Source organism: Micromonospora sp. ATCC 39149 (assembly GCF_000158815.1).
Classification (GTDB): Bacteria; Actinomycetota; Actinomycetes; order Mycobacteriales; family Micromonosporaceae; genus Micromonospora.
The window spans coordinates 4,278,471-4,301,998 of record NZ_GG657738.1 but is presented as its reverse complement, the minus strand read 5'-3'; the positions used below and the strand labels follow the sequence as shown (position 1 = coordinate 4,301,998).

At 71.9% G+C, this 23,528-nt stretch carries 17 protein-coding genes and 3 pseudogenes; 3 read left to right on the top strand and 17 right to left on the bottom strand.

Annotated features, from left to right (window positions below):
- Positions 1–332: pseudogene (locus tag MCAG_RS18605) on the top strand (transposase); the annotation flags it as partial.
- 370 nt (positions 333–702) lie between these two features.
- On the opposite strand, the gene MCAG_RS18600 reads toward MCAG_RS18605, so the two are convergent.
- From MCAG_RS18600 to MCAG_RS18585, 4 genes and pseudogenes are all read right to left on the bottom strand, one after another.
- A complete protein-coding gene (locus MCAG_RS18600) occupies positions 703–1,296 on the bottom strand; it encodes an ATP/GTP-binding protein (protein ID WP_007074526.1) in 594 nt (197 codons plus the stop codon).
- Between the two features lies 1 nt (position 1,297).
- On the bottom strand, positions 1,298–1,672 hold the full coding sequence (locus MCAG_RS18595; RefSeq protein WP_007074525.1) for a DUF742 domain-containing protein: 375 nt from the start codon (positions 1,670–1,672) through the stop codon (positions 1,298–1,300).
- Between the two features lie 100 nt (positions 1,673–1,772).
- A complete protein-coding gene (locus MCAG_RS18590) occupies positions 1,773–2,177 on the bottom strand; it encodes a roadblock/LC7 domain-containing protein (RefSeq protein WP_007074524.1) in 405 nt (134 codons plus the stop codon).
- Positions 2,174–5,683: pseudogene (locus tag MCAG_RS18585) on the bottom strand (nitrate- and nitrite sensing domain-containing protein). Before MCAG_RS18585 ends, MCAG_RS18590 begins: the two are co-directional and overlap by 4 nt.
- A gap of 343 nt (positions 5,684–6,026) precedes the next feature.
- Here MCAG_RS18585 and MCAG_RS18580 point away from each other — a divergent pair.
- A complete protein-coding gene (locus MCAG_RS18580; RefSeq protein ID WP_232290216.1) occupies positions 6,027–6,482 on the top strand; it encodes an ATP-binding protein in 456 nt (151 codons plus the stop codon).
- On the opposite strand, the pseudogene MCAG_RS18575 reads toward MCAG_RS18580, so the two are convergent.
- Positions 6,483–7,560, bottom strand: a pseudogene (locus MCAG_RS18575) (adenosine deaminase).
- Between the two features lie 63 nt (positions 7,561–7,623).
- Between MCAG_RS18575 and MCAG_RS18570 the strand changes: the two are divergent.
- Positions 7,624–8,586, top strand: a complete 963-nt coding sequence (locus MCAG_RS18570) for a putative RNA methyltransferase (RefSeq protein WP_007074519.1) — start codon at positions 7,624–7,626, stop codon at positions 8,584–8,586.
- A 19-nt stretch (positions 8,587–8,605) separates the two neighbouring features.
- Here the strand turns inward: MCAG_RS18570 and MCAG_RS18565 are convergent, their stop codons facing one another.
- The 12 genes from MCAG_RS18565 to MCAG_RS18510 all read right to left on the bottom strand — a co-directional run bounded on the left by MCAG_RS18565 (position 8,606) and on the right by MCAG_RS18510 (position 23,410).
- Positions 8,606–9,286: a DUF4272 domain-containing protein gene (locus MCAG_RS18565; protein WP_007074518.1), complete on the bottom strand. Its 681-nt coding sequence runs from the start codon at positions 9,284–9,286 to the stop codon at positions 8,606–8,608.
- A 109-nt stretch (positions 9,287–9,395) separates the two neighbouring features.
- Entirely contained in the window at positions 9,396–10,676 is a 1,281-nt protein-coding gene (locus MCAG_RS18560) for a thymidine phosphorylase (protein WP_007074517.1), read from the bottom strand.
- A gap of 51 nt (positions 10,677–10,727) precedes the next feature.
- Complete coding sequence (locus MCAG_RS18555) at positions 10,728–11,438, bottom strand: cytidine deaminase (RefSeq protein ID WP_007074516.1); 711 nt, start codon at positions 11,436–11,438, stop codon at positions 10,728–10,730.
- Positions 11,439–11,506: 68 nt separating this feature from the next.
- Positions 11,507–12,787, bottom strand: coding sequence for an ABC transporter permease (locus MCAG_RS18550; protein ID WP_007074515.1), 1,281 nt, complete (start codon positions 12,785–12,787; stop codon positions 11,507–11,509).
- A 3-nt stretch (positions 12,788–12,790) separates the two neighbouring features.
- Complete coding sequence (locus MCAG_RS18545; protein ID WP_007074514.1) at positions 12,791–14,122, bottom strand: ABC transporter permease; 1,332 nt, start codon at positions 14,120–14,122, stop codon at positions 12,791–12,793.
- Positions 14,119–15,804: an ABC transporter ATP-binding protein gene (locus tag MCAG_RS18540; RefSeq protein ID WP_007074513.1), complete on the bottom strand. Its 1,686-nt coding sequence runs from the start codon at positions 15,802–15,804 to the stop codon at positions 14,119–14,121. Before MCAG_RS18540 ends, MCAG_RS18545 begins: the two co-directional genes overlap by 4 nt.
- 141 nt (positions 15,805–15,945) lie before the next feature.
- Positions 15,946–17,016, bottom strand: a complete 1,071-nt coding sequence (locus tag MCAG_RS18535; RefSeq protein ID WP_036374123.1) for a BMP family protein — start codon at positions 17,014–17,016, stop codon at positions 15,946–15,948.
- A gap of 274 nt (positions 17,017–17,290) precedes the next feature.
- Positions 17,291–17,632: a hypothetical protein gene (locus tag MCAG_RS18530; RefSeq protein ID WP_007074511.1), complete on the bottom strand. Its 342-nt coding sequence runs from the start codon at positions 17,630–17,632 to the stop codon at positions 17,291–17,293.
- A gap of 121 nt (positions 17,633–17,753) precedes the next feature.
- A complete protein-coding gene (locus tag MCAG_RS18525) occupies positions 17,754–19,601 on the bottom strand; it encodes a glycoside hydrolase family 13 protein (protein WP_007074510.1) in 1,848 nt (615 codons plus the stop codon).
- A gap of 25 nt (positions 19,602–19,626) precedes the next feature.
- Positions 19,627–20,529, bottom strand: a complete 903-nt coding sequence (locus MCAG_RS18520) for a sugar ABC transporter permease (RefSeq protein ID WP_007074509.1) — start codon at positions 20,527–20,529, stop codon at positions 19,627–19,629.
- The gene (locus tag MCAG_RS18515; protein WP_036374118.1) at positions 20,526–22,154 is read right to left on the bottom strand and encodes an ABC transporter permease subunit; all 1,629 of its coding nucleotides are present in this window, start codon (positions 22,152–22,154) and stop codon (positions 20,526–20,528) included. The genes MCAG_RS18520 and MCAG_RS18515 overlap by 4 nt, the downstream gene beginning before the upstream one ends.
- Positions 22,154–23,410: a maltose ABC transporter substrate-binding protein gene (locus tag MCAG_RS18510; protein WP_007074507.1), complete on the bottom strand. Its 1,257-nt coding sequence runs from the start codon at positions 23,408–23,410 to the stop codon at positions 22,154–22,156. The genes MCAG_RS18515 and MCAG_RS18510 overlap by 1 nt, the downstream gene beginning before the upstream one ends.
- Between the last annotated feature and the right edge of the window lie 118 nt (positions 23,411–23,528).

The following is a 23,528-nucleotide window of genomic DNA, read 5'->3' as shown; positions in this document are numbered from 1 at the left end:
CCGGGTGGCAGGCCGCCGAGCAGGCCGCCCGCCCGGCGGTGGGCGCCGATACCAAGGCCGGGTTGCCCAAGCGGGTGCCGCAGGCCAACCTGGTTCCGGGCTCCCCCCTGCGCGAGGAGCGTCCCCTACGGATAGTCCGCGACGCGGCCAGCCTCGCCGAGAACACGACCGGCTACTTCCGGGGCTGGCGTCGCGGGCAGGAGATCGGCGGGTTCGCCGTCGGCGGCCGGCCGGGCCGCGAGGCGGCCGGCGGCTGGGACTTCACCCGGGACACCGGCGACCGAGACGACGACCGGGAGTACGAGTACCGGTCCGCCGGCTACCGCTCCTGACCATCGCGCCGGGGTGGCGGGCACCGCCGCCCCGGCCGCGCCCGCCGTGCTGGCGTACGGCCGTAGCAACCCGACGCCCACCCGACCGACCGGTGGGACCACACCGAAGAGCAACCCTGGCCGGCCGCCTGACGTCCCGCAGGGACGGTGACGGCTACTGGCCGTCCCCCCGGGAAGGTTGCGAGGCGGTCGGGGCGCACAGGCGCTGTCAGGGCCGCTCCTGAGCCGCCCTACGGAATGGGCTAGCCCTACGGAATCGAGCGCCGGCCGCCCGCCGGTGGCGTCGAGTTCGCCTCCAGCCGGTCCCCAAACAGCCGGACGCGCCCGACGGCCCGGCGGGTGCCGGTCGTCGGGCGCGTCCCGTCGTCGATCAGGCCGGCGCGACCGCGCGCGAGCGGCGCATCGTGAGCACGTACTCGACCAGCGAGATCAGCACGTGCTTCGTCGACTCCCGGTTCCGGGCGTCGCAGGCCACCACCGGCACGTCGTGCGAGATCGCGAGCGCGTCCCGGACGTCCTGCGGGTCGTGGTACTGCATCCCGTCGAAGCAGTTGATGGCCACCAGGTACGGCAGCCGCCGATGCTCGAAGAAGTCGATGGCCGCGAAGCAGTCGGCCAGCCGCCGGGTGTCGACCAGGACCACCGCGCCGATGGCGCCCCGGACCAGCTCGTCCCACATGAACCAGAACCGGGTCTGGCCGGGGGTGCCGAACAGGTACAGGATCAGGTCCCGGTCGATCGAGATACGGCCGAAGTCCATCGCCACCGTGGTCGTCGTCTTGCCCGGCACCTGCCGGGTGTCGTCGACGCCCACGCCGGCGGAGGTCATGATCGCCTCGGTGGTCAGCGGCGTGATCTCCGAGACCGAGCCGACCAGCGTCGTCTTGCCGACGCCGAACCCACCGGCGATAACGATCTTCGCCGACGTCACGCGCCCGCTCGGGACAGGCGGGCGGTGCGACATGTCAGAGCCTGCGAAGTCCACTCAGCACCCTCTCCAGCAGTTCAGTGCCCACCGCGTCGTCGGAGTCGTCCAGGATGGTCGGCTCGTGGACTGCGACCAGGCCGTCCGTCGCCATGTCGGCGATGAGCACCCTAGCCACGCCGAGCGGGAGCTGCATCCGCGCCGCGATCTCGGCAAGCGACTGCACGCGTCCGTCGCACAGCGCGGCGATGTACTGGTGCTCTCGGCCCTGGCCACCGTTGCTACTGGCAGCGGCCCGACCGCGCACCGTCGTCTCGACGAGCGCCTCCAACGCGATGTCCAGCCGAGGGCGGGTACGACCGCGGGTGACGGCGTACGGACGGACCAACGCGCCAGTCGGCTCGTCACGATCCATGTCGCCGCTCACCTCCTTCGTCCCCGACACCGGCTGAACCCGGTGGAACCCGTCGTTCTTGTCCTTGCCACCCCGCCCGACCCATCGGCCAGCGCGTGGGTCAGCCCATCATCCCCACAGTCGTACGCGGCTGCGGGGTCAACGCGTCGCCCACCCGGTCGACCAGGAGGGCCATCTCGTATCCGACCTGCCCGACGTCGCAGCTACGGGCGGCGAGCACGGCGAAGGACGAGCCGTCCGAGATGGACATCAGGAACAGGAAGCCGTTGTCCATCTCGACCACGGTCTGCAGCACCGCACCGCCCTCGAAGCAGCGTGCCGCTCCCTGCGTGAGGCTGACCAGCCCGGACGCGATCGCGGCGAGCTGGTCGGCCCGGTCACGCGGAAGGTCTCGTGACGACGCCAGGAGCAGACCGTCCGCGGAGACGGCGACCGCGTGCGCGACACCGGGCACCCGGTCGGCGAAGTTGGCCAGCAGCCAACCGAGATCCTGCGTAGTTGTCATCCTTGTTGCTCCTTCTGCCCGCTCCCGGCCACCGGGCCTGAGCCAGACTGCGAGGATTGCTGCCCACCCGGAGCTGCCTCCGGGTTGGTCGGGTTGCCGTCGGGCTCGGTACGCCCACGCTGCACGCCTCGATGGTATGCCGAGAGCAGACCGCGGACGCCCTCCGGCGTACGGCGCTGGACCGACGTGGTGGGCTTCTCCACCCCGCCAGGCACGAGTTGGGCCATCGGCACCCGCTTCGGCAGGCCCTTGCGGGTGGTCTCCGCCACCGGGACCTCGGTGGCCGCCGAGGCGGCCCGCCAGCCGTCGTCCGCGGCAGTCTGCCAGGCGTGGGCCTGCGGCGTGGGCCGCCGGCCGGCGAAGCCCTCGGCGGGACCGGGGCGGGTGCCACCGTTGGTCGGCGACCCGTTGTCGCGCGGCATTCCTCCGGCCATCGGGGTGTCTGCCATCGGTGCGTTACCTGTCGTCCCGGGTGCTGGTGTCTGGACGGGCCGGCCGGTGACGTCGACCGCGGAGAACTGTTGGGTCACGGCGGCGTTCGCCGGGCTCCCGGCGCCATTGGTCGCGCGCTGGGCGACGCCGGCCGTCTCCTCCGAACCCGAGCGGCGGGTACGGAACCAGGCCGACTCGAGCTCCCGGAAGATCGGCAGCTCCATCGTCTCGTCCGCGTACCGCTGCTGCCGGTTCTGGGCCTGCACGGGCGTCGACCGCGCCGGCGTGGGCGGGGTCGTCGGCTGGGTGGCCGGCGTGCTCGGCACCTCGGTGCTCGGCACCCGGGGCAGCTCCGTGGTCATGTCCAGGGCTGCGGCGAGGCGCTCCGGCACCGGCGGGGTGACCGGCTCCGGCGCGGCCACCGGCGGCCAGGCCGGCGGCGCCACGGGCGCCTGGGCCGACGGGACCGGCCGACTGGGCAGCGGCTGCGCCGAGTACGGCTGACCGGACACGGGCGTGCCGAACGGCTGACCGGAGACGGGCGTGCCGAACGGCTGACCGGACACCGGGGCGGCCGAGACGGGCTGACCCGAGACCGGGAAAGACGGAAACCGGCGGTGCGGACACCGGCGGCACCGAGACCGGTGGCGGGGTCCAGCCCCGGGCCTCCGGGCTGCTCGGCAGCTGTCGGGGGATGGCCGGCTGCTGGCCGCTGCTGGCCGGATCGCCGTCGCCGGACGCCCGCCGCTGCGGCAGCGGGTCGCTCGACTGGCCATTCGAGGTGCGGCCGGCGGCGGCACCGCCAGCGGTGCCACTGGCCCCGGTCAGGTCCGACCAGGCCGGCATCGACCGCATGGAACCGGTCGACGCGGGCGTGCCGTGGCCGTTGCGCGAGGCCGGGTCGAACGACCGGCCGCCCAGGGTTACCTGGTTGCCCGAGTGCCCCGGCCGCTGGGTGGGCGCCGGTGTCGCCGGGTTGTTGCCGAAGGCCGCGAAGGCACCCAGGGCCGGGGGGCCCCGCCGGGCTGCGAGCTGGTGAGCGAGGCGGGAGGGGCCGGCAGCGCGCCGGGCTGCTGGAACCGGCCGGAGAGCGCCCGGGGCACCAGCACGGTGGTGGGCAGGGTGACGTCGGCGACGGTCCCCCGGTCGGTGCCGGGCCGCAGCTCGACCTTGACCCCGTGCCGGGACGCCAACCGGGCGACCACAACCAGGCCCATCATCCGGGAGACGGCCACGTCCACCTGCGGCGGCGAGGCGAGGCGGTCGTTGAGGTCGTGTAGCTGCTCGGCGCTGATGCCGATGCCCCGGTCCTCGACGTAGAGGTTGGCCCGGTCGCCGACCCGGCGGGCCTCCACCATCACCTGCGAGTCGGGCGGCGAGAAGGCGGTCGCGTTGTCGAACAGCTCGGCGACCAGGTGGACCAGGTCGTTGACCGCGTGCGCGGCGACCTCGATGTCACGGTCGATCACCCCGAACTCGATCCGGGTGTAGTGCTCGACCTCGGACTGGGCGGCCCGCAGCACGTCGATCAGTGCCGCCGGCTCGCGCTGCACGCGGGTGGAGTCGGCCCCGGCGAGCACCAGCAGGTTCTCGTCGTTGCGGCGCATCCGGGTGGCCAGGTGGTCGAGCTGGAACAGCTCGGCCAGCCGGTCCGGGTCCTCCTCGCCGCGCTCCAGCCGGTCGAGGTGGCCGATCAGCCGGTCGACCAGGATCTGCGAACGGCGGGCCAGGTTGACGAACATGGTCGCGACGGAGGCGCGCAGCGCGGCCTGCTCCGCCGCCGTCCGTACGGCCTCCAGGTGGACCGCGTTGAACGCCTCGGTCACCTGGCCGAACTCGTCCTTGCTGCGCACCGGCAGCGGCTCGGCGATCTGGTTGGCCGCCTGCACCGGGGAGAGCTGGCTGGAAAACTGCGGATCGCGCAGCCGGGCAACGGCCTGGGGCAAACCGTACTGGGCGATGCTGAGCGCACCCTGGCGCAGGTCGCGCAGCGAGCGGGCCATCGACCGGGCGACCAGGTACGCGAACAGGATGGCCAGCAGCAGCATGCCGAGCAGCAGGCCGGTCTGGAGGAACACCGTGCGCTGTACGTCGGAGCGGAGCGCGTCGGCCTGCTTGACCACGTTGCCGTCGAGCTTCGCCTCGACCGTACGGATCAGTTTGGCGCTGGCGACCATGGCCGCGTCCCACTGATCCGGCCCGAACGGCGCGTTGGCCATGCTGCCGTTGGTGTTGCCGTCGAGCCAGCCGGTGTAGTTCTGCGCCTCGCGCCGGTCGCCGCCGGCGACGGTCTGGTCGTGCAGGTCCGACTCGTCCAGGCTGGCCACCGCCTTGAAGCTTTGCAGTGCCTGCTGCTGGCCGGTGCCGCTGGCGATGTAGTCGGTGCGCAGGATGGGGGTCAACTCGCGCTGGATCAGCGCCCGGTGCACCACGACCCGGCGGACCGAGAGGTATTCCTTCTCCCGGGCGACGGCTGCCGCGGCCCGCATCCGGTCGCTCAGGTCGTTGTCACCGGCGAGGTGGGTGGCGGAGTCGCGGATGGACAGCAGGTCGTTGATCAGGCCCTCGTACGCCTGCATGGCGTCGATGATCTTCAACTTGCCGTTGAAGACCTGGCTGCGGGTGCCGGGGAGGTCCTTCAGGTTCTGGTCGATCCCGTCGAGGAGGCCCTCCAGGCTGCTCGGCAGGCCGTCGACCTCCCCCCGCTGTTGCAGGTACGGCACCTTGTCCTGGTCGACCCGGATGTTGACCCGGTTGTACGCCTCCTGGTACTGCGCCTTGGCCTGGTCGCCGCTCGCCCCGAGCAGCAACACCGCGGAGGTGCGTTCGTCCTGGAGGCTGTTGACCAGGTCGCCCGAGTAGCCCACCAGATTGGCCAGGTCGCCGGAGCGGTTGGCGTTGTTCAGCGTTTCCAGGTTGTCGACGAGGCCACTGGTGCCGACGACGACCGTGGCGATGGTCGGCACGATCATGATGAGACCGAGCTTGGACCAGATCGGCATGTCGCGGAGCCGGCCGACCGGCCGACGCAGTCGCGACAGGAAGGAACCCGCCGTCTTCGGTCGTTTGCTCACGTCACCGCCCTCGCGATCACAGCGTTCGCGCGTTGCCCCGGGCAACGCTCAGCGACCGACCCGGCGGGTCGGACCTCCGAGATTCCATCACGCCGTGTTCCAAAGAGAAAGCCCAGGCTGGCCGTCGCCGGAGGTGTGATGAGATGTTGATGCAATTTGCTCGCAATCCGTCCAGCCGGAGTGACTGACAGTAATGGATCACCCCCACCGCCTCGTCCTGCTCGCCGGCCCTTCGGGCTCCGGAAAGTCGTACATAGCCCAACAAACCGGGCTTCCTGTTCTTTGTCTGGACGACTTCTACAAGGATGGTGATGACCCTACGTTACCGCGCCAAAACGGTCTTGTGGACTGGGACTCACCCCAGTCGTGGGACGCCGGGGCGGCCGTGGAAACGATTGCCCGGCTGGCGCGGGACGGCAAGGCCGAAGTGCCGGTTTATGCGATCGGCGCGGACCGGCGGGTGGCCACCCGGACATTCGAGGTCGCCGGATCGCCACTTTTCGTCGCCGAAGGGATTTTCGCCGCCGAGATCGTCGAGGAATGCCGACGGCGAGGGCTGCTCGCCGGGGCGTACGCGCTGCGCCGGCCGCGCGGCACCACCTTTTTCCGGCGGCTCGCCCGCGACCTGGCCGAGCAGCGCAAGGCTCCCGGGATGCTGCTGCGGCGCGGCCTGGCCCTGCTGCGCGCGGAGCCGGCGGTGCTGCGCCGCCAGGCGGGGCTCGGCGCTCACCCGGCCCCGGCCCGCGAGGTGCTGCGCCGGGTGGCCGACCTGCTCGCCGGCCACCCGCACCACCCCTGATCAGCCCAGCAGCTTCCCGTACGCCGGCTTGATCACCTCGTCGATGATGGCCAGCCGCTCGTCGAACGGGATGAACGCGCTCTTCATCGCGTTGATGGTGAACCATTGGAGCTCCTTCCAGCCGTAGCCGAAGGCCTCCGCCAGCAGCGCCATCTCCCGGGACATCGAGGTGCCGCTCATCAGCCGGTTGTCGGTGTTCACCGTCACCCGGAACCGCAGATCGCGCAGAAGCCTTTTTTTTGTGCTCGGCGATCGACGCCGCCGCGCCGGTCTGCACGTTCGACGACGGGCACAGCTCCAGCGGGATCCGCTTGTCCCGCACGTACGCGGCCAGCCGGCCCAGCACGGGCGGGTCGCCGGGGGTGATGTCGTCCACGATGCGCACCCCGTGGCCGAGGCGGTCCGCGCCGCACCACTGGATGGCCTGCCAGATCGACGGCAGCCCGAACGCCTCGCCGGCGTGAATGGTGAAGTGGAAGTTCTCCCGCTGCAGGTACTCGAAGGCGTCCAGGTGCCGGGTGGGCGGGAATCCCGCCTCCGCCCCGGCGATGTCGAAGCCCACCACGCCGGCGTCGCGGTGCCGCACCGCCAGTTCGGCGATCTCCTGCGACCGGGCGGCGTGCCGCATGGCGGTGAGCAGGGTGCCGACCCGGATCGGATGGCCGGCGTCGGCGGCGAGCGCCGCGCCCTCGGCGAACCCGGCGACGACCGCCTCGACCACCTCGTCCAGGGTCAGGTCCCGCTCCAGGTGCTGCTCGGGGGCGAACCGCACCTCGGCGTAGACGACCCCGTCGGCGGCCAGGTCCAGCGCGCACTCCTGGGCCACCCGCCGCAGTGCGGGCGCGGTCTGCATGACCGCCACGGTGTGGGCGAACGTCTCCAGGTAGCGCTCCAGCGAGCCGGAGTTCGCCGCCGCGACGAACCAGCGGCCGAGCGCTTCCGGGTCGGTGGTGGGCAGCTCGTGGCCGACCTCGGCGGCCAGCTCGACGATCGTCGCCGGCCGCAGGCCGCCGTCGAGGTGGTCGTGCAGCAGCGCCTTGGGGACCTTGACGATGTCCTCGTATGAGATTGCGACCATGCCCAGACCCTAGTAGCGACCGGCCGGGTCGCCGACGCGACCGGCTGGGAGGATGTCCAGGTGATGGACCCCCGCATCGTCGACCGGCTGCGTTGCCCGGTCTGCGCGGAACCGCTCACCGAGGCCGCCGCCGGGACCACCCGGGCGCTGCGCTGCCCGCGCCGGCACAGCTTCGACGTGGCCCGCCAGGGGTACGTCGACCTGCTCGCCGGCCGGGCCCCGCACGTGGGCGACACCGCCGAGATGGTGGCCGCCCGCGCCGACTTCCTCGCCGCCGGGCACTACGACACGCTCTCGGCCGCGCTCGCCGCCGCCGCGCTCGCCGCGCTGAGCCACCCGCCGGAGGCCCCCGGAGCGGACGCGTCGGCCGGCAAAGACGGGCAGGATGCCCAAGCCGGGCGGGATGCGTCCGCTGGACATGACGCGTCCGCCGGACAGCCGGCCGTCGGGACGTACCCGCTGGTGGTGGACGCCGGGGCGGGCACGGGCCGGCACCTCGCCGCGGTGCTGGCGGCGCTGCCCGACGCCGTGGGCCTGGCCCTGGACGTCTCCAAGCCGGCGCTGCGCCGGGCAGCGCGGGCCCACCCGCGCGCGGCGGCGGCGCTCGCCGACACCTGGCGGCGGCTTCCGCTGGCCGACGCCAGCGTCGCCGTGCTGCTCGACGTCTTCGCCCCGCGCAACGGCGCGGAGTTCCGCCGGGTGCTCCACCCGGCCGGCGCGCTGCTCGTGGTCACCCCCGCCGAGGACCACCTCGCCGAACTGGTCGACTCGCTCGACCTGCTGAAGGTCGACCCCGACAAGGCGGACCGGGTCGCCGGGAGCCTGGCCGGCCACTTCGAGCAGACCGCCGAGAGCGTGCTGCGGGCCCGGCTGGAACTCACCGGCCGGCAGGTGGCCACCCTGGTCGGGATGGGACCCAGCGCCTGGCACACCGACCCGGCCACCCTCGCCGCCCGGATCGCCGCGCTACCCGAGCCGGTCCGGGTGACCCTCGCGGTACGGCTCGGCGTGTACCGCCCCCGCTGACCGGGGCGCGGCCCGCCGCTCAGGTGGAAAGGTCGACCTCTTCCCAGCCCGGCGGCTCCTCGTGGTAGGGCCCTCGCAGGACCACCGCCCACTCCAGCGCCCACCGGCGCTGCCCGATCGCGTTGGCGTCGACCAGGCCGGGCGGCGACCGCCCGTCGCGCTCCAGCTCCAGGTACGCCCAGTCGAGGCAGTAGTGCAGGTCGAGCAGGGCCGCCGCGTCGGCCGGGTGCTGGGGCGCGGCCAGGATGCGGGAGCGCCACTGCTGGAAGCTCTCCCCGCCCGCGATGTGCGGCAGCCGCTCCACCAGCCGCTCGTCGACCGGCAGCGTCGGGTCGAGCTGCTTGGCCAGGCCGAGCACCCAGGCCAGCGAGAACAGCGCGTCGTGGTGCAGCACGAACGACCGGTGGTCGCCCCGGCCGCCCATCACGAACTGCCACTCCGGCGGGGTGACCAGGTCGACCAGGTGGGAGTTGAGCAGCCAGCTCATCGCCGCCTGCGCCGGCATGCCGAAACACCGGGCCAGGATCACGTGCAGCACGGCGATGCGCGCCTCGATCTCGACGGTCGGCCGCAGCTCGATCTCGTCGCCCGGCTCCCACACCAGGGGAAACTGGCTCGGTGGCAGCGGCAGCCCCAGCCGGGACAGCTCGTCCAGGCTGGCGTCACGGACCTCTCGCGGGTCGGGAGCGGAAACGCGCACGGCTCAGATCCCTGTCAGTCGCATCGGCTCAGTGCCGGTCGTCCCCCTTGGCCTGGGAGGATAGCGGTTCACGACGAGCGGCACCACGGCGGGCGGGGGCGGGGGCGGTTCAGCCGATCCGCTCGATGACCAGCGGCTGCGGGGTCGGGGCGGTCGGCGAGATCCGTACCGCCCGGACCGCCTCGGCCAGCGCCGCCGGGATCCGGGCGGCGTGCTCGGCGCGCAGCTCGTACAGCGGCTCGCCGGCGCGTACGGAGTCGCCGGGGCGCTTGCGAAGCAGCACCCCGGACGGGACGCTCACCGCGTCCTCCTTGCGGGCGCGGCCCGCGCCGAGCCGCCAGGCGGCCACCCCGATCGCGTACGCGTCGACCGACGCCACGAAGCCGTCGGAGTCGGCGCGGACCACCTCCACCTCGGGTGCCGGTGGCATGGGCGCGTCCGGGTCGCCGCCCTGGGCGCGGATCATCGCCCGCCAGACGTCCATCGCGCGGCCGTCACGCAGTGCCGCCTCCGGGTCGGCGTCGGGCAGCCCCGCCGCGTCGAGCATCTCCCGGGCCAGGGCCAGGGTCAGCTCCACCACGTCGGCGGGCCCGCCGCCGGCCAGCACCTCGACCGACTCGGTGACCTCGACGGCGTTGCCGACGGCCAGCCCGAGCGGGGTGGACATGTCGGTGAGCAGGGCGACCGTCCTCACGCCGTGCGCGCCGCCCAGCTCGACCATCGTGCGGGCCAGCTCGCGGGCGTCGTCGATGGACTTCATGAACGCCCCGGAGCCGACCTTCACGTCGAGCACCAGCGCGCCGGTGCCCTCGGCGATCTTCTTGCTCATGATCGAGCTGGCGATCAGGGGGATCGCCTCGACGGTGCCGGTGACGTCGCGCAGCGCGTACAGCTTGCGGTCTGCCGGCGCGAGGCCCTCGCCCGCCGCGCAGATCACCGCGCCCACCTCGCGGAGCTGGCGGATGAACTCGTCGTTGGTCAGCGTGGCCCGCCAGCCCGGGATCGACTCCAGCTTGTCCAGCGTGCCGCCGGTGTGGCCGAGCCCGCGCCCGGACAGCTGGGGCACCGCGCCGCCGCAGGCCGCGACCAGCGGGGTGAGCGGGAGGGTGATCTTGTCACCGACGCCACCGGTGGAGTGCTTGTCGACGGTCGGCCGGTCGACGGCGGAGAGGTCCAGCCGCTCGCCGCTGGCGATCATCGCGGCGGTCCACCGGGCGATCTCCGGCGCGGTCATCCCGCGCAGCAGGATCGCCATGGCCAGCGCCGACATCTGCTCGTCGGCCACCAGACCCTTCGTGTACGCGTCGACGACCCAGTCGATCTGGGCGTCGCCCAGCACCCCGCCGTCCCGCTTGGCGCGGATGACGTCCACCGCCGTGAAAGCACTCACCGTTGAGTTCCCATCAGTCGTCGCGATCGCCGGTGCGCGAACCGCCGCAGCTCAAGGGGCGGACCAGCGGACCGGGACCTCCTGCGGCGGCTCCCCCTCGCCGGCCCAGAAGATGGTGCCGGTCGCGTCCACCACCACCACGCGCGGGGTCCGGGCGAGCCCCCAGGCGACCGCCTCGGCCGCCTCGTCCCAGCTCGGGCCCTCCTCCAGCACGCCGGTCTCGGCGCCCTCCGTGTCCCCGGCCGACCGTTCCCAGTACGCCGTCCACACCTGCCGCCCGGCCGACAGGTCCGCGTGCACGAAGACGGTGCCCCGCCCCCGCCAGGCGGCCAGCCGGTCCGGCACCACGGGCACCGGCCGCTCGCCGGTCACCGCCTCCAGGTCGGCCACGTCGAACGCGTGCGGCAGCAGCTCGGCCATGGTCAGCGGGCCGCCCTTGGCCTCGATCAGGCAGGTCGGGCCGCCCTGCTCCCAGAGCAGTTGCCGACACCGGCCACACGGCATCAGCGGCTCGCCGGTGGCGTCGACGCAGGACAGGGCGACGATCCGGCCACCGCCGGTGGCGTGCAGCGAGGAGACCACCCCGCACTCGGCGCAGAGCACCACCCCGTACGCGGCGTTCTCCACGTTGCAGCCGACCACGATCCGGCCGTCGTCGACGAGGGCGGCGGCCCCGACGGGGAACTTCGAGTACGGCACGTACGCGTGCCGCATCACCTCGGTGGCGGCGGCCCGCAGGCGCTCCCAGTCGATCTCGGTCATCCCACCATTCTGCCCAATTCACGCCGGTCGGGCCCCACCAAGGGGTGCCGCCGGACGGGGTTTCGGGGTCAACCCTTGATGTACGGCTTGCCGTCGGCGGCCGGAGCGCGGACCCGGCCGACGAGCCCGGCCACGGCCAGGATGGTCGCCAGGTACGGCAGCATCGCCAGGAACTGGCTCGGGATGCCGCTGCCGATCGCGCCGAGGTAGGTGCCGAGCTGGTCGGCGAAGCCGAAGAAGAGCGCCGCGAGCAGCGCGCCCGTCGGGCTCCACCGGCCGAAGATCAGCGCGGCCAGGGCGATGAAGCCCTTGCCGCCGATCATGTTCTTGGTGAACGAGTAGAGCGCGAGCGTGTACGACGCACCGCCGATCCCGGCCACCACCCCGGCGAGCAGGACGTTGCGGTAGCGCAGCCGCAGCACCTTCACGCCGAGGGTGTCGGCGGCGGTCGGGTGCTCGCCGACGGCCCGCGTGCGCAGGCCCCACCGGGTACGGAACAGCCCGATGTGGATGACCAGCACCAGCAGCAGGCCGACGTAGAGGAAGAGATTGCTGCGGAACAGCGCCGGCCCGAGCACCGGGATGTCGGAGAGCAGCGGTATCTCCCAGGTGCTGAACCGGGGCGCGGAGTTGTACGTCTGCGCGTCGGTCTGCATCAGCCGCTCGTAGAGGAAGCCGGTGACGCCGACGGCCAGCAGGTTCAGCACGATGCCCATGACGACCTGGTCGACCAGGTAGCGGATGGCGAACACGGCGAGCAGGAGCGAGATGATCGCGCCGCCGAGCGCGGCGGCGACCAGGCCCACCCACACGCTGCCGGAGAGGCTGCCGAACAGCGCGCCGCTGAACGCGCCCATCAGCAACTGGCCCTCGATGGCGACGTTGACCACGCCGGACCGCTCGCAGAGGACCCCGGCGAGGGCCCCGAAGATCAGCGGCAGGGCCAGGATGAACGTGCCGCGCACCATGTTGACCATCGGCATGAAGTTGCGCCCCTCGGGGGCGGCCGAGACCTGCCAGCACAGGAACGACAGCACGAAGGCGACGATCCCGACCCCGAGCAGCGTGGTGAGCCAGCGCTTGCGCACCCCGGCCAACAGCGCCACGCCGGCCGCGGCGGCGACGACGCCGAACAGGATCGCGCCGATCGTGCCGTTGATCTCCAGTGCCGCGCCGCCCTCCGTCTCGCTGAGGGTGAAGCGGGCCTGCCGGTCGGTGGCGAGGGCCCCGAAGGCCACCGTGGCGACGACCCCGAGCGCCAGCAGCACGGCGCCGATCTTGCGGGTACGGGTCCAGAAGCCCTCGTCGACCTGGGCCACCGCCACGTCCGGGACAGCCATGGTTGACATGCCTTACCAGCCCTTCGCCAGGCTCGTCTGCAACCGGGCGGCGCGGGCGGCCCGGAGCTGGAAGATCGCCTTCACCAGGGCCGGCGCGGCGATGAAGATGACGATCAGCGCCTGGAGCACGGTGACCAGCTCCAGCGAGATGCCCGCGTACCCCTGCATCCGGTTGCCGCCGGCCTGGAGCGCGCCGAACAGCAGCGCGGCCAGCAGCACGCCCCACGGCTTCACCCGGCCCAGCAGGGCCACCAGGATGCCGTCGAACCCGATCTGCGCGATCACCTGCGGGGTGAGCGCGTCCGCCGTCGAACCGAGCACCATCTGGCTGCCGCCGAGGCCGGCGAGCAGGCCGGCGATGGCCATCATCAGCACGTACGTGCGGGGGACGCTGATGCCGGCGGTGCGGGCCGCGTTCGGGTTGGCCCCCACCGCGCGCAGCTCGAAGCCGAACGTGGAGCGGTTGAGCAGCCAGGCGACGAACCAGGTGGCCAGGACGGCCAGCAGGATGCCGGCGTGCACCCGCAGGTTGTCGCCGAGCAGCCGGGGTAGCTGGGCCGAGGGGTCGACGGGCCGGCTGATGGCGTCGGCCCGGTTCGGGTTCTGCACGCCGCTCTGGATGATGATCCAGGACAGGAAGTACAGCGCGACGTAGTTGAGCATGATCGTGTTGATCACCTCGTGGGCGCCGGTGCGCGCCTTGAGGATGCCCGGGATGAACCCCCAGAGCGCGCCGCCGGCCGCGCCGGCGATCACCGCGACGAGCAGGTGCAGCACCGGGGGCAGCGGCAGCAGGAAGCCGGCCAGCGCGGCGAGGATGACGCCGATCGTGGCCTGGCCCTGCGCGCCGATGTTGAACAGCCCGCCGCGGAAGGCGAGCGCCACCGACAGGCCGGTGAACACCAACGGCGCGGTGTACGTCAGCGTCTCCGAGATCGGGCTGAGCGCGGCGGTGAAGCCGGACGCCTCCGGGTCGAAGATCGCGCCCTTGAACAGGTTCGCGTACGCCTCGCTGACCACCGTCCAGCTCGCGTTCAGCGCGTCGGACGGGCGGGCGGTGATGTAGCCGTAGGTGGCCAGCACGTCCGGGTCCGAGACGATGATCAGCACGGCGCCGACGAGCATCGCCAGCAGCACGGCGAGCACCGTGACGGTCACCGTGTTGGCCGCCCACAGGTTGTCCAGGAACAGCCGGCCCAGGGCGGGCCGCTCCGGTTCCGGTGCCGGTTTCGGCGTGGTCGCCGTCGCGGCGCGGTCGACGCCGCCGGCCGCCACCTGGGCGGCCTGCGCCTCGGTCGCCGGCTCCTTGTCGGGCGAGCCCGACGCCGGGTTGGGGTTGGTCATGCCTCGTCCTCGCTACCGGGGCCCTCGGGGGCCGGGGTCGCCGCGTGGGGTGCCGGCGGCGTCGCCACGTCGGGAGCCGGGGACACCGCGTCGGTCGCCGGCTCGGCAGCGGGGGCCGCGTCGGGGGTGATGCCGGCCATCAGCAGGCCGATCGTCTCGCGGGGGGTGTCCGGGCCGACGATGCCGATGACCCGGCCGCGGTACATGACCGCGATCCGGTCGGCCAGGCCGATCACCTCGTCCAGCTCGCTGGAGACGACCAGGACGGCGGTGCCCACGTCCCGTTCCCGGATGACCCGGGAGTGGATGAACTCGATGGAGCCGACGTCGACGCCGCGGGTCGGCTGGGCGGCGATGAAGAGCTTCAGCGGCCGGGACAGTTCCCGCGCCACGATCACCTTCTGCTGGTTGCCGCCGGAGAGGGTGCCGACCGGCGCGTCAGCCGAGGGGGTACGGACGTCGAACTGCTCGATCCGCTCCCGCGCCGAGGACGCGATGGCGTCCGGTTGCAGGGACAGACCCCGGCCGAAGGGCGGCCGGTCGTAGATGTCCAGCACCAGGTTCTCGGCGACGCTGAACTCCTTGACCAGGCCGTCGACGCTGCGGTCCTCGGGGACGTAGCCCACCCCGGCGCGCAGCACCTTCTTCGTCGACCAGCCGTGCACCGGCTCGCCGTCGAGGGTGACCGTGCCGGCGAGAACGGGCCGCAGCCCCATGATCGCCTCGATCAGCTCGGTCTGGCCGTTGCCCTGCACGCCGGCCACGCCGAGCACCTCACCCGCGTGCACGGTCAGGTCGACCCCGTCGACCGCGCGGATCAGCCGGTCGTCGTCGACGACCAGGCCGGCGACCTCCAGGATCGGCTTGCCGGGGGTGGCGGGCCGCTTGTCCACGGTCAGCCGGACGCTGCGGCCCACCATCAGGGCCGCCAGCTCGTCCCGGCTGGCGGTCGGCGAGGCGGTGCCGACGGTCCTACCGCGCCGGATCACGGTGATCCGGTCGGCGATGGCCTTGACCTCGCCGAGCTTGTGGGTGATGAAGACGATCGACTTGCCGGCGGCCTTGAGCGACCGCATGACCGTGAGCAGCTCCTCGGTCTCCTGCGGGGTGAGCACGGCCGTCGGCTCGTCGAGGATCAACAGGTCGACGTCCCGGGTGAGGGCCTTGACGATCTCCACCCGCTGCTGGATGCCGACCGGCAGGTCCTCGACCACCGCGTCCGGGTCGACCCGCAGGTTGTACCGCTGCGAGACCTCGGCGACCTCGCGCCGGGCCCGCCGCCGGTCGAGGAGGCCGGCGATGCCGCCTTTGACCTGCTCGGCGCCGAGCATGACGTTCTCGGCCACGGTGAAGACCGGCACGAGCATGAAGTGCTGGTGCACCATGCCGATCCCGGCCGCGATGGCGTCGGACGGGCCCTTGAGCCGCAGCGGTGCGCCGTCGACCAGGATCTCACCCTCGTCGGGCTGGTAGAGCCCGTAGAGCACGTTCATCAGGGTCGACTTGCCGGCACCGTTCTCGCCGAGCAGGGCATGGATCTCTCCAGGCTCCACCGTCAGGTCGATGTGGTCGTTGGCGACCAGATCACCGAACCGCTTGGTGATGCCGCGCAGTTCGAGTCTCAGCGCAACCTCCTGCGAGTGCGAGCGATGGTGCAGCGTAGCCGCTGCCGAGCCGGTCACCGGGCCTGACCGGGCATCGGGTGGTGCGGACCGGCCGCCCCGACCACGCGGGTGGTGTCCCCGCGTACGTCGAGGCGGCCGGTCGTCGTGCCAGGGGTCCGCCGGCCCCGCCGCCGGGAGCGCGACGGGGTGGCGGGACGGTCACTTGGCCGGCTGGGCCTTCGAGGTGACCGTGATGGTGCCCGCGGCGATGTCGGCCTTGATCTTCTCGACCTCGGCCTTCAGGTCCGCCGGGACCTTGCTCTCGAACTCGTGGTACGGGGCGATCGACACGCCGTTGTTCGCCAGCGTGCCCACGAAGCCCGGGGTGGCCTGGAGCTTCTCCCCGCCGGCGGCCTTGACCACGGCCTCCTTGACGGCGTCGGTGATGTTCTTGACCACGGTGGTCAGCAGCACCGGGCAGTTCGGGGTGCTCTCGCAGCCGTCGGCGTCGACCCAGATGACCGAGTACTTGCCGCCGGAGGCCTGCGCCGCCGCGGTGGTGCCGAGGCCCGCGCCGCCGGCGACCGGCATGATGATGTCCGCGCCCTGGGCGACCAGCGTGTCGGAGACCTTCTTGCCCTCGTCCTGCTTGACGAAGTCGTTGGTGAAGGAGCCCTTCTGGGTGGCCTTGTCCCAGCCGAGGACCTGGACGTTCTTGCTCTTGGTCTTGTTGTAGTACGCCACGCCGTCGGCGAAGCCGTCCATGAAGATCGTCACGGGCGGAATCGGCAGGCCGCCGTAGGTGCCGACCTTGCCGCTCTTGGTCATCCCGGCGGCCAGGTAGCCGGCCTGGAACGCGGCCTGCGCGGTGTCGAACTGCATCGGGAAGACGTTCGTCTCCGGCAGCTTCGAGTCGACGATCCCGAACTGCTGGTTGGGGTTCGCCTTCGCGATCTTCGAGGTCGCGTCGCCCATCAGGCCACCGACGGCCAGGATGAAGTCGCACTTCTGGTTGACGTACTGGGTCAGGTTGACCTCGTAGTCCGCCTCGGCCTTCGACGCGACGTACTTGATGTCGATCTTGTCGTTGGCCTTCTTGGCCTCCTCCAGGCCCTTCCAGGCGGAGGTGTTGAACGACTTGTCGTCGATGCCGCCGACGTCGGTCACCATGCAGGCGCTGTATTTCTTGGCGCCGGTGTCGCCGGCGCCGTTGTCGTCCTTGGGGGCCTCACCACACGCGGCGGCGCCCAGCACGAGCCCACCCGCCACGAAGGCGGAGGCGATCCGCATCCCACGCACAGAGCGCAAGACGTCTCCTTCCCATTGCACACCGCTCTGCGCGGTGGCAGCCCTTGAGCCGGCCTGCTTTGTGGCCGCCGGCGTCCCACGTTACGGACGGGAGCGTACGCCCGCGCCCACCCACCGGCCGACAATCGTGCACGACTGTTGAGTGCCCGTTACCCCTACGTAACCCTTGGGTGGGGCACATCACCTCTCGTGCCGGTAGTGGACCGGCCTGGCGTCACGAACATCCGGTTCCCGCGCCTCTCCCCTGGTCAGGACGTTACCGCCAGAAGACCGCCACTGCGGCGTTGACCAGGGTCAAACCGACGATCGCGAGGAAGTGGCCACGGTTGACCGACGCCCGCTTACGGGAGAAGAAGACCATGACAAAGATCAGCAGCGCGAGCACCAACTTGGTAACAAGTTTGGCGGGGGCTGGTTCGTCGCCGTCGCGCAGCGGGGCGGACAGCCCGATTCCGGTCAGCAGGCCGATGACCGACCCCCAGAGCATGGCGGGGCTGATCTGCAGCCGACCCGCGACGTACTGGGTGATCGCGCCGCCGAGCAGCAGCGCGAACCCGATCAGATGGACATAGAGAAGTACGAGGCGAAGAGCTTCCACCCGACCATCCTCTCCTATCAACGACGTTTTGTAGTAGGGGGCTCGCCGCAGGGGCCCCTTCCCGCCCGTGAGAGGGGTCCCCTTCTCTACCGCAGGCGTTAGTAGAGGGCCCTTCCTTGCGCTAGAAGCGCCAGAGTTGGAAGGTGGGGCCGTCGGCCGGCAGGGTCACCGTGCCGTCGGCGTCCGGGCGCAGCGCGGGCGCCCCGCCGTAGGCGTTCTCCCCCGCCGGCAGGCCGGCGAGCCGGACGGGGAGGCCGGCCGCCCGCCGGGCCAGCACCAGCACGCCGCCGGTCGGCGTCTCGCGGAGGAAGACCAGCGTGTCCGCGTCGACGTGCACCCAGCGCAGGCCGCCGTGGCGCAGCGCAGGCTCGGCGCGGCGCAGCGCGATCAACGCTCGGTACGCGGCGAACGTGCCGGTGTCCCAGCCCTGCGGCCGGTGCCACGGCATCGGGGTTCGCGAGTCCTCCCCGCTCGTCCCAGTCAGCCCCAGCTCGTCCCCGGCGAAGATCACCGGAGTGCCCGGCATGGTGGCGAGCAGGCCGGCGGCCACCTCCTGCCGGGCGGCGTCGCCGACCACGGTGCGGATCCGGGCCGAGTCGTGCGAGCCGAGGAGCTGCCACGAGTGCACGTACGACCGCCAGGAGATCAGCGACCGGTAGGTGTTCATGGTGGCCAGCACCGTCTGGGCGTCGCGCCGCCGCACCCCGCCGGGGGTGCCGAGGAAGTTCGGCACGGGCTCGTCGCCGTGGCGCGGCCGGGAGTCGTCACGCGGCCGGGAGTCGTGGCGCAGCCAGGACCAGACCGGGTCGGTGAAGCCGACGTAGTTCATCGTGCCGTGCCAGCCGTCGCGGTCCAGGTCGCCGGTGTGGTCGTGACCGTGTTCGGCGAGCAGCAGCCCGTCGGTTCGGGTCTGCGCCACCACCTCGCGCAGCAGCCGCGCCACCTCGTGGGTGTACGCGTCCGCGCCCCGCCGGCCGGTCATGTTCGCCACGTCCACCCGCCACCCGTCGAGCGAGTACGGCGGGCGCAGCCAGCGGCGCAGCAGCGAGTCGGCGGCGGTGGCGAAGCGGCGGCGCAGCTCGGCGCTGCCCCAGTTGAGCTTCGGCAGCGACTTGACCCCGTTCCAGGACTCGAAGTCCCCGCCGGCCAGGTCGAAGTAGTACAGCTCCCGCTCGGGGGCGGTCACGTCGGAGGCGGCGGCGGTGAACCAGTGGTGGGCGTCGCCGGTGTGGTTGCTGGTGATGTCGCCGAGCAGCCGCCAGCGGCGGGCGTGGACCGCCTCGGCGAGCCGGGCGAGCGCGGCGCCCCCGCCGAGCAGCGGGTCGACCGTGTCGAAGCTCGCCGCGTCGTAGCGGTGGTTGGAGCGGGCCGGGAAGATCGGGGTCAGGTAGACGGTGTTGACGCCGAGCCGCTCCAGGTGGTCCAGCCGCTCGGCGATGCCGTCGAGGTCCCCGCCGTAGAACTGCCGTGGGGCCTGCGGTCCGCGCCCGATCACGGGGGTGTCCCAGTCGCAGGGGATGGCCCAGTCCGGGGCGGCCCGGCCGTCGGCGGCGGCGGAGCGGGCGAACCGGTCGGGGAAGATCTGGTAGATCACCGCGTCCCGGGCCCAGGCCGGCGGCGGGGCGTGGCTGACCAGCTTGAAGTCGCCGTTGTCGGGCACGTCGTGGTCGGCGACCCCGGCGGCGGTGAGCCACCGATAGCCACCGTCCGAGCCGGTGAGCATGAACCGGTAGTTGCTCACCGGGTTGCGCACCTCCACGTCGGCACGCCACCAGACGTCCGAGCCGGTGCGGCGGTCGACGACGGCCTCGACGAAGCGCGGCTCGCCGTCGGGCGTGCTGCGCACGTGCACGGTGCGCACGTCGGTCGCGGCGGGGACCCGGACGAAGACCGGGACGGTCTGCCCGAGCGTGGGCTCCTGCTCGGGGACGTAGGTGGCGGAGCCGTCGTGGTGCGGTCGCAGATGCATTGGTTCACCTCGGAGCCGGGGAGGCTCAGCCCTTGACGGCTCCGGCGGTGAGGCCGGAGACGATGTACCGCTGGAGGAGTTGGAAGACCAGCACGGTGGGGATCGCGGTGAGCAGGGTGCCCGCCGCGAACATCCCGAAGTTGTTGTTGCGCTCGCCGGCCACCAGGCCGAACATGCCGACCGCGAGGGTCTTCGACTCGGTGTTGGTGAGGAAGACGTTGGCGATCATGAACTCGTTGATCGTGCCGATGAACGACAGCAGGGCGGTCACCGCGAGGATCGGCGCCACCAGCGGCAGCATGATCCGGAGGAAGACCTGGGCGTGCGACGCGCCGTCCATCGTGGCGGACTCGTCCAGTTCCCGGGGAAGGGTGTCGAAGAAGCCCTTCATCAGCCAGGTGTTCACGCCGAGCGCGCCGCCCATGTAGAGCAGGAACAGGCCCCACGGGGTGTTGAAGCCGATCGCCGGCCACAGGTCGGTGACCGTGGTGAAGATCAGGAAGATCGCCACGATCGCCAGGAACTGCGGAAACATCTGGATCAGCAGCAGGGTGAGCAGGCCGACCCGGCGGCCGGCGAAGCGCATCCGGGAGAACGCGTACGCCGCCAGCGAGGACAGGAAGATCGACACGAGGCTGGCCAGCCCGGCGATCAGCAGCGAGTTGACGAACCAGCGCCCGAACGCCGTGTCCTCGAACAGGTTGGCGAAGTTCTCGAACGACACCCCGCCGGTCGGCACGAGGGCGGTCGACGACAGGGTGCCCAGCGGGTTGAGCGCCGCCGAGAGCACGAACAGGATCGGGAAGAGGCTGAACGCCACGGCCAGCGCCCCGACCACGTGCCGCCAGCCGACCTGGGCCAGCCAGCGGTGGCGTCGCCGGCCGGTGGCGTTGCGGTTGACCGCCGGGGCGTCCGCGTGGGTGGTCACGAGTAGACCTCCTCCTGCTTGCGGGTGCTGCGGAAGCTGATCGCCGACACCGTCGCCACGATCGCGAAGATGAAGATCGAAACCGCCGCCGCCGTGCCGAACTCCGCGCCCTGCGCGCCGAAGGCCAGCCGGTACGTGTAGGTGATCAGCAGGTCGGTCGCCCCGTTGCGCGGGTTGTCCGCCGGGAACGGGCCGCCCTCGGTGGTCAGCCAGATCGCGTTGATGTTGTTGAAGTTGTACGCGAACGACGCGATCAGCAGCGGGGCGAGCGCCACCAGCAGCAGCGGCAGGGTGACCGCGCGGAACGACTGCCAGGGCGAGGCGCCGTCGACCGAGGTGGCCTCGGTCAGCTCCCGGGGGATGGCCTGGAGTGCGCCGGTGGCGACCAGGAACATGTACGGGTAGCCCAGCCAGAGCTGCACCAGCAGCACCGTCGCCCGCGCCGACCAGTCCTGGCCGAACCAGTCGACGCCGAGCCCGAACAGGTTGTTGATCAGCCCGAAGTCGGTGTTGAACATGTCCCGCCAGACCAGCAGCATCGCAAACGACGGCATGGCGTACGGCAGGATCAGCAGCACCCGGTAGAGATTGGTGCCGCGCATCCGGGGCGAGTGCAGGGCCAGCGCGATGGCCATGCCGAGCAGGAAGGTGAGTCCGGTCGAGCCGGTCGCGAAGGCGAAGTTCCACAGCAGGGTGCCGAAGAACGGCCCGGAGATGTTCGGGTCGGTGAGCACCCGGGAGAAGTTCTCTCCCCCGACGTTGACCTTCCAGCCCTGGGCGAGGCGCTCGCCGTCGGCGGCGACGAACGATCCGGCCTTCTCGTCGGCCGTCCAGGTCCTGCCGCTCTCGCGGTCGGTGATGCAGTCGCACCCCGCGTCGTACGCCCGGATCGCCCTGCCCTCGTAGGCGCGGGACAGGCCGGAGGAGCGCAGCGCGCCGCCGGCGGTCGGCACCACCAGGTCGGTGATCTCCTGGCTGCGGGTGCTGGCCTGGCCGAAGGTGAGCACCGTGTAGCCGTCGGCGGCGGTGACCTTGCCGCCCGGGGCGACGGTGACGTCGGCGGCGTCGAGCCGGCGCAGCCCGCCGGCGTCGCCTGCGGAGACCGCGCCGGTGGCCGGGTCGGTGACCAGGAAGACCAGCGGGCCGGTGACCGGGTCCCCCTCGCTGGCGACCGACAGGGTGTACTCGGTGGAGCCGGGGACCTGCTGCACCGAGGAGCTCTGGATCGCGACGATCGCGTCGTCCTTGCTGCCCCGGTGGCCGTCGCCGAAGTTCGTGAAGGCGGTGCTGGCGGTGTAGAGGACCGGGAAGACCTGGAAGGCGATCAGGAAGACCGTGCCGGGCAACAGGTACTTGGCGGGGATGTGCCGGGGGGTGAGGTACAGGTAGAACAGGCCGGCGGTGGTGGCCGCCAGCAGGGCCAGCCCGACCCACTTCCCGGCCTCGACGAGCGGGAAGGCCGCCCAGATCGCGATCCCGGCCACCAGGCCGAGCAGGACCACCTTGACGACGAGGCCGGTCGCGGTGATCGGCACGTGGCTCCGCACGGTGCGCGGGAGCCCGGAGCCGACGGGCCCCCGGCCCGAGGTCCGCGTGGACCTCGGGCCGGACAGCTTCGTGCTCATTACTTGATCTGGCCGGAGATCGTCTTGCCGGCTGCGGTGATCGTCTTGGCCGGGTCGGCGCCGCCGATGATCGCGGCCTCGGCCTTGCCGAACGGGTCCCAGATCGCGGCCATGGCCGGGATCGCGGGAAGCACCTGGCCGTTCTTACCGGCCTCGGTGAACTTGGCCAGGTCCGGGTCGCTGCCCTTGACCTGGTCGAGCGCGGCGGTCAGCGCCGGCGGGCGCGGCTCGGCGTTGTACAGGGCCACGGCCAGGTCCGGCTTGGTGGTGTAGTTCGCCACGAACTCCTGGGCCAGGGCCTTGTTCTTGCCCTTGGCGGCCACGTAGAACGCCTGGACGCCCACAAACGGCTGGGCTTCCTTGCCGCCGGCGAAGCCGGGGACCGGGGAGATGTCGTACGAGATGTTGGCCTTCTTGGCGTCGGCGATGGCCCACGGCCCGGAAACCAGGTAGGCGCACTTCTTGCCGGTGAAGGTGGCGATCGCGTTCTCGGGGGTGATGGAGCGCTTGAGCGCGCCCTCGCCCTTCTCGCCGAGCTTCGCGATCCTCTGGAACGCGGCGATCGACTCCGGCTTGCCCACGCCCAGGTCCTTCGGGTCGTAGTCGCCGTTCGCGCCGGTGCCGAAGAGGTAGCCGCCGGCCGAGGTGTACAGCGGGTAGATGTGGTACGCGTCGCCGTTCTGGCCGGACTGGAGGCAGAGGATCTCGCTGGCCTTCTTCTCGGCCTTGAGCTTCTTGCCGGTGGCGACCAGCTCCTCGATCGTCTTCGGGGCCTCGGGGGCCAGCTCGGTGTTGCGGATCAGCGCCAGGTTCTCCATGGCGTACGGCACGCCGTAGAGCTGGCCGTTGAAGGTCACGGCCTTGACGGCGGTCTCGTTGAAGCCGCTCTTCTGGTCGGCGGCGAGCTGCACCGGGTCGATGGCACCGTTCTGGACCAGGTTGCCGATCCAGTCGTGCGCGCCGACCACGACGTCCGGGCCGCTGCCCTGCTGCGACGCGGTGACGAAGTTGGTCTGCAGGTCCTTGGAGACTGCCTGCACCTCGACGGTCACGCCGTTGGTCTGGCCGAACGTCTCGGCGAACGGCTTCAGGGCGGCGGTCCGCTTGTCGTCGGCCCAGATCACCAGCTTCCCGCCGGCGGCTCCGGCGGACTCCTTCGTGGCCGGCGCGCTGCTGTCGTCGTCGCTGCCACCACAGCCGGAGGCGGCCAGCGCCAGGCCGAGGACGGCGACCACACCCGCGGTACGGATGCGCATCGGTACTCCCGTCGTCATGGTGGATCCGCCGGGGAAGGGCGGCCCGCCAGTGGAAACCTCTGTAAGTTCTTGCCAACCGGTGCCGGAGTGCTGCGCCGCAGCTCTCGCATTTTGCGGG

What these genes read in the sequence shown, in the direction of transcription:
- MCAG_RS18595 (WP_007074525.1), bottom strand. Translation starts at nt 1,672, where the DNA reads ATGGATCGTGACGAGCCGACTGGCGCGTTGGTCCGTCCGTACGCCGTC.
- MCAG_RS18555 (WP_007074516.1), bottom strand. Translation starts at nt 11,438, where the DNA reads ATGACCGAGATCGACTGGGAGCGCCTGCGGGCCGCCGCCACCGAGGTG.
- MCAG_RS18600 (WP_007074526.1), bottom strand. Translation starts at nt 1,296, where the DNA reads ATGTCGCACCGCCCGCCTGTCCCGAGCGGGCGCGTGACGTCGGCGAAG.
- MCAG_RS18590 (WP_007074524.1), bottom strand. Translation starts at nt 2,177, where the DNA reads ATGACAACTACGCAGGATCTCGGTTGGCTGCTGGCCAACTTCGCCGAC.
- MCAG_RS18510 (WP_007074507.1), bottom strand. Translation starts at nt 23,410, where the DNA reads ATGCGCATCCGTACCGCGGGTGTGGTCGCCGTCCTCGGCCTGGCGCTG.
- MCAG_RS18550 (WP_007074515.1), bottom strand. Translation starts at nt 12,787, where the DNA reads ATGTCAACCATGGCTGTCCCGGACGTGGCGGTGGCCCAGGTCGACGAG.
- MCAG_RS18525 (WP_007074510.1), bottom strand. Translation starts at nt 19,601, where the DNA reads ATGCATCTGCGACCGCACCACGACGGCTCCGCCACCTACGTCCCCGAG.
- MCAG_RS18570 (WP_007074519.1), top strand. Translation starts at nt 7,624, where the DNA reads ATGGACCCCCGCATCGTCGACCGGCTGCGTTGCCCGGTCTGCGCGGAA.
- MCAG_RS18515 (WP_036374118.1), bottom strand. Translation starts at nt 22,154, where the DNA reads ATGAGCACGAAGCTGTCCGGCCCGAGGTCCACGCGGACCTCGGGCCGG.
- MCAG_RS18545 (WP_007074514.1), bottom strand. Translation starts at nt 14,122, where the DNA reads ATGACCAACCCCAACCCGGCGTCGGGCTCGCCCGACAAGGAGCCGGCG.
- MCAG_RS18535 (WP_036374123.1), bottom strand. Translation starts at nt 17,016, where the DNA reads ATGCGGATCGCCTCCGCCTTCGTGGCGGGTGGGCTCGTGCTGGGCGCC.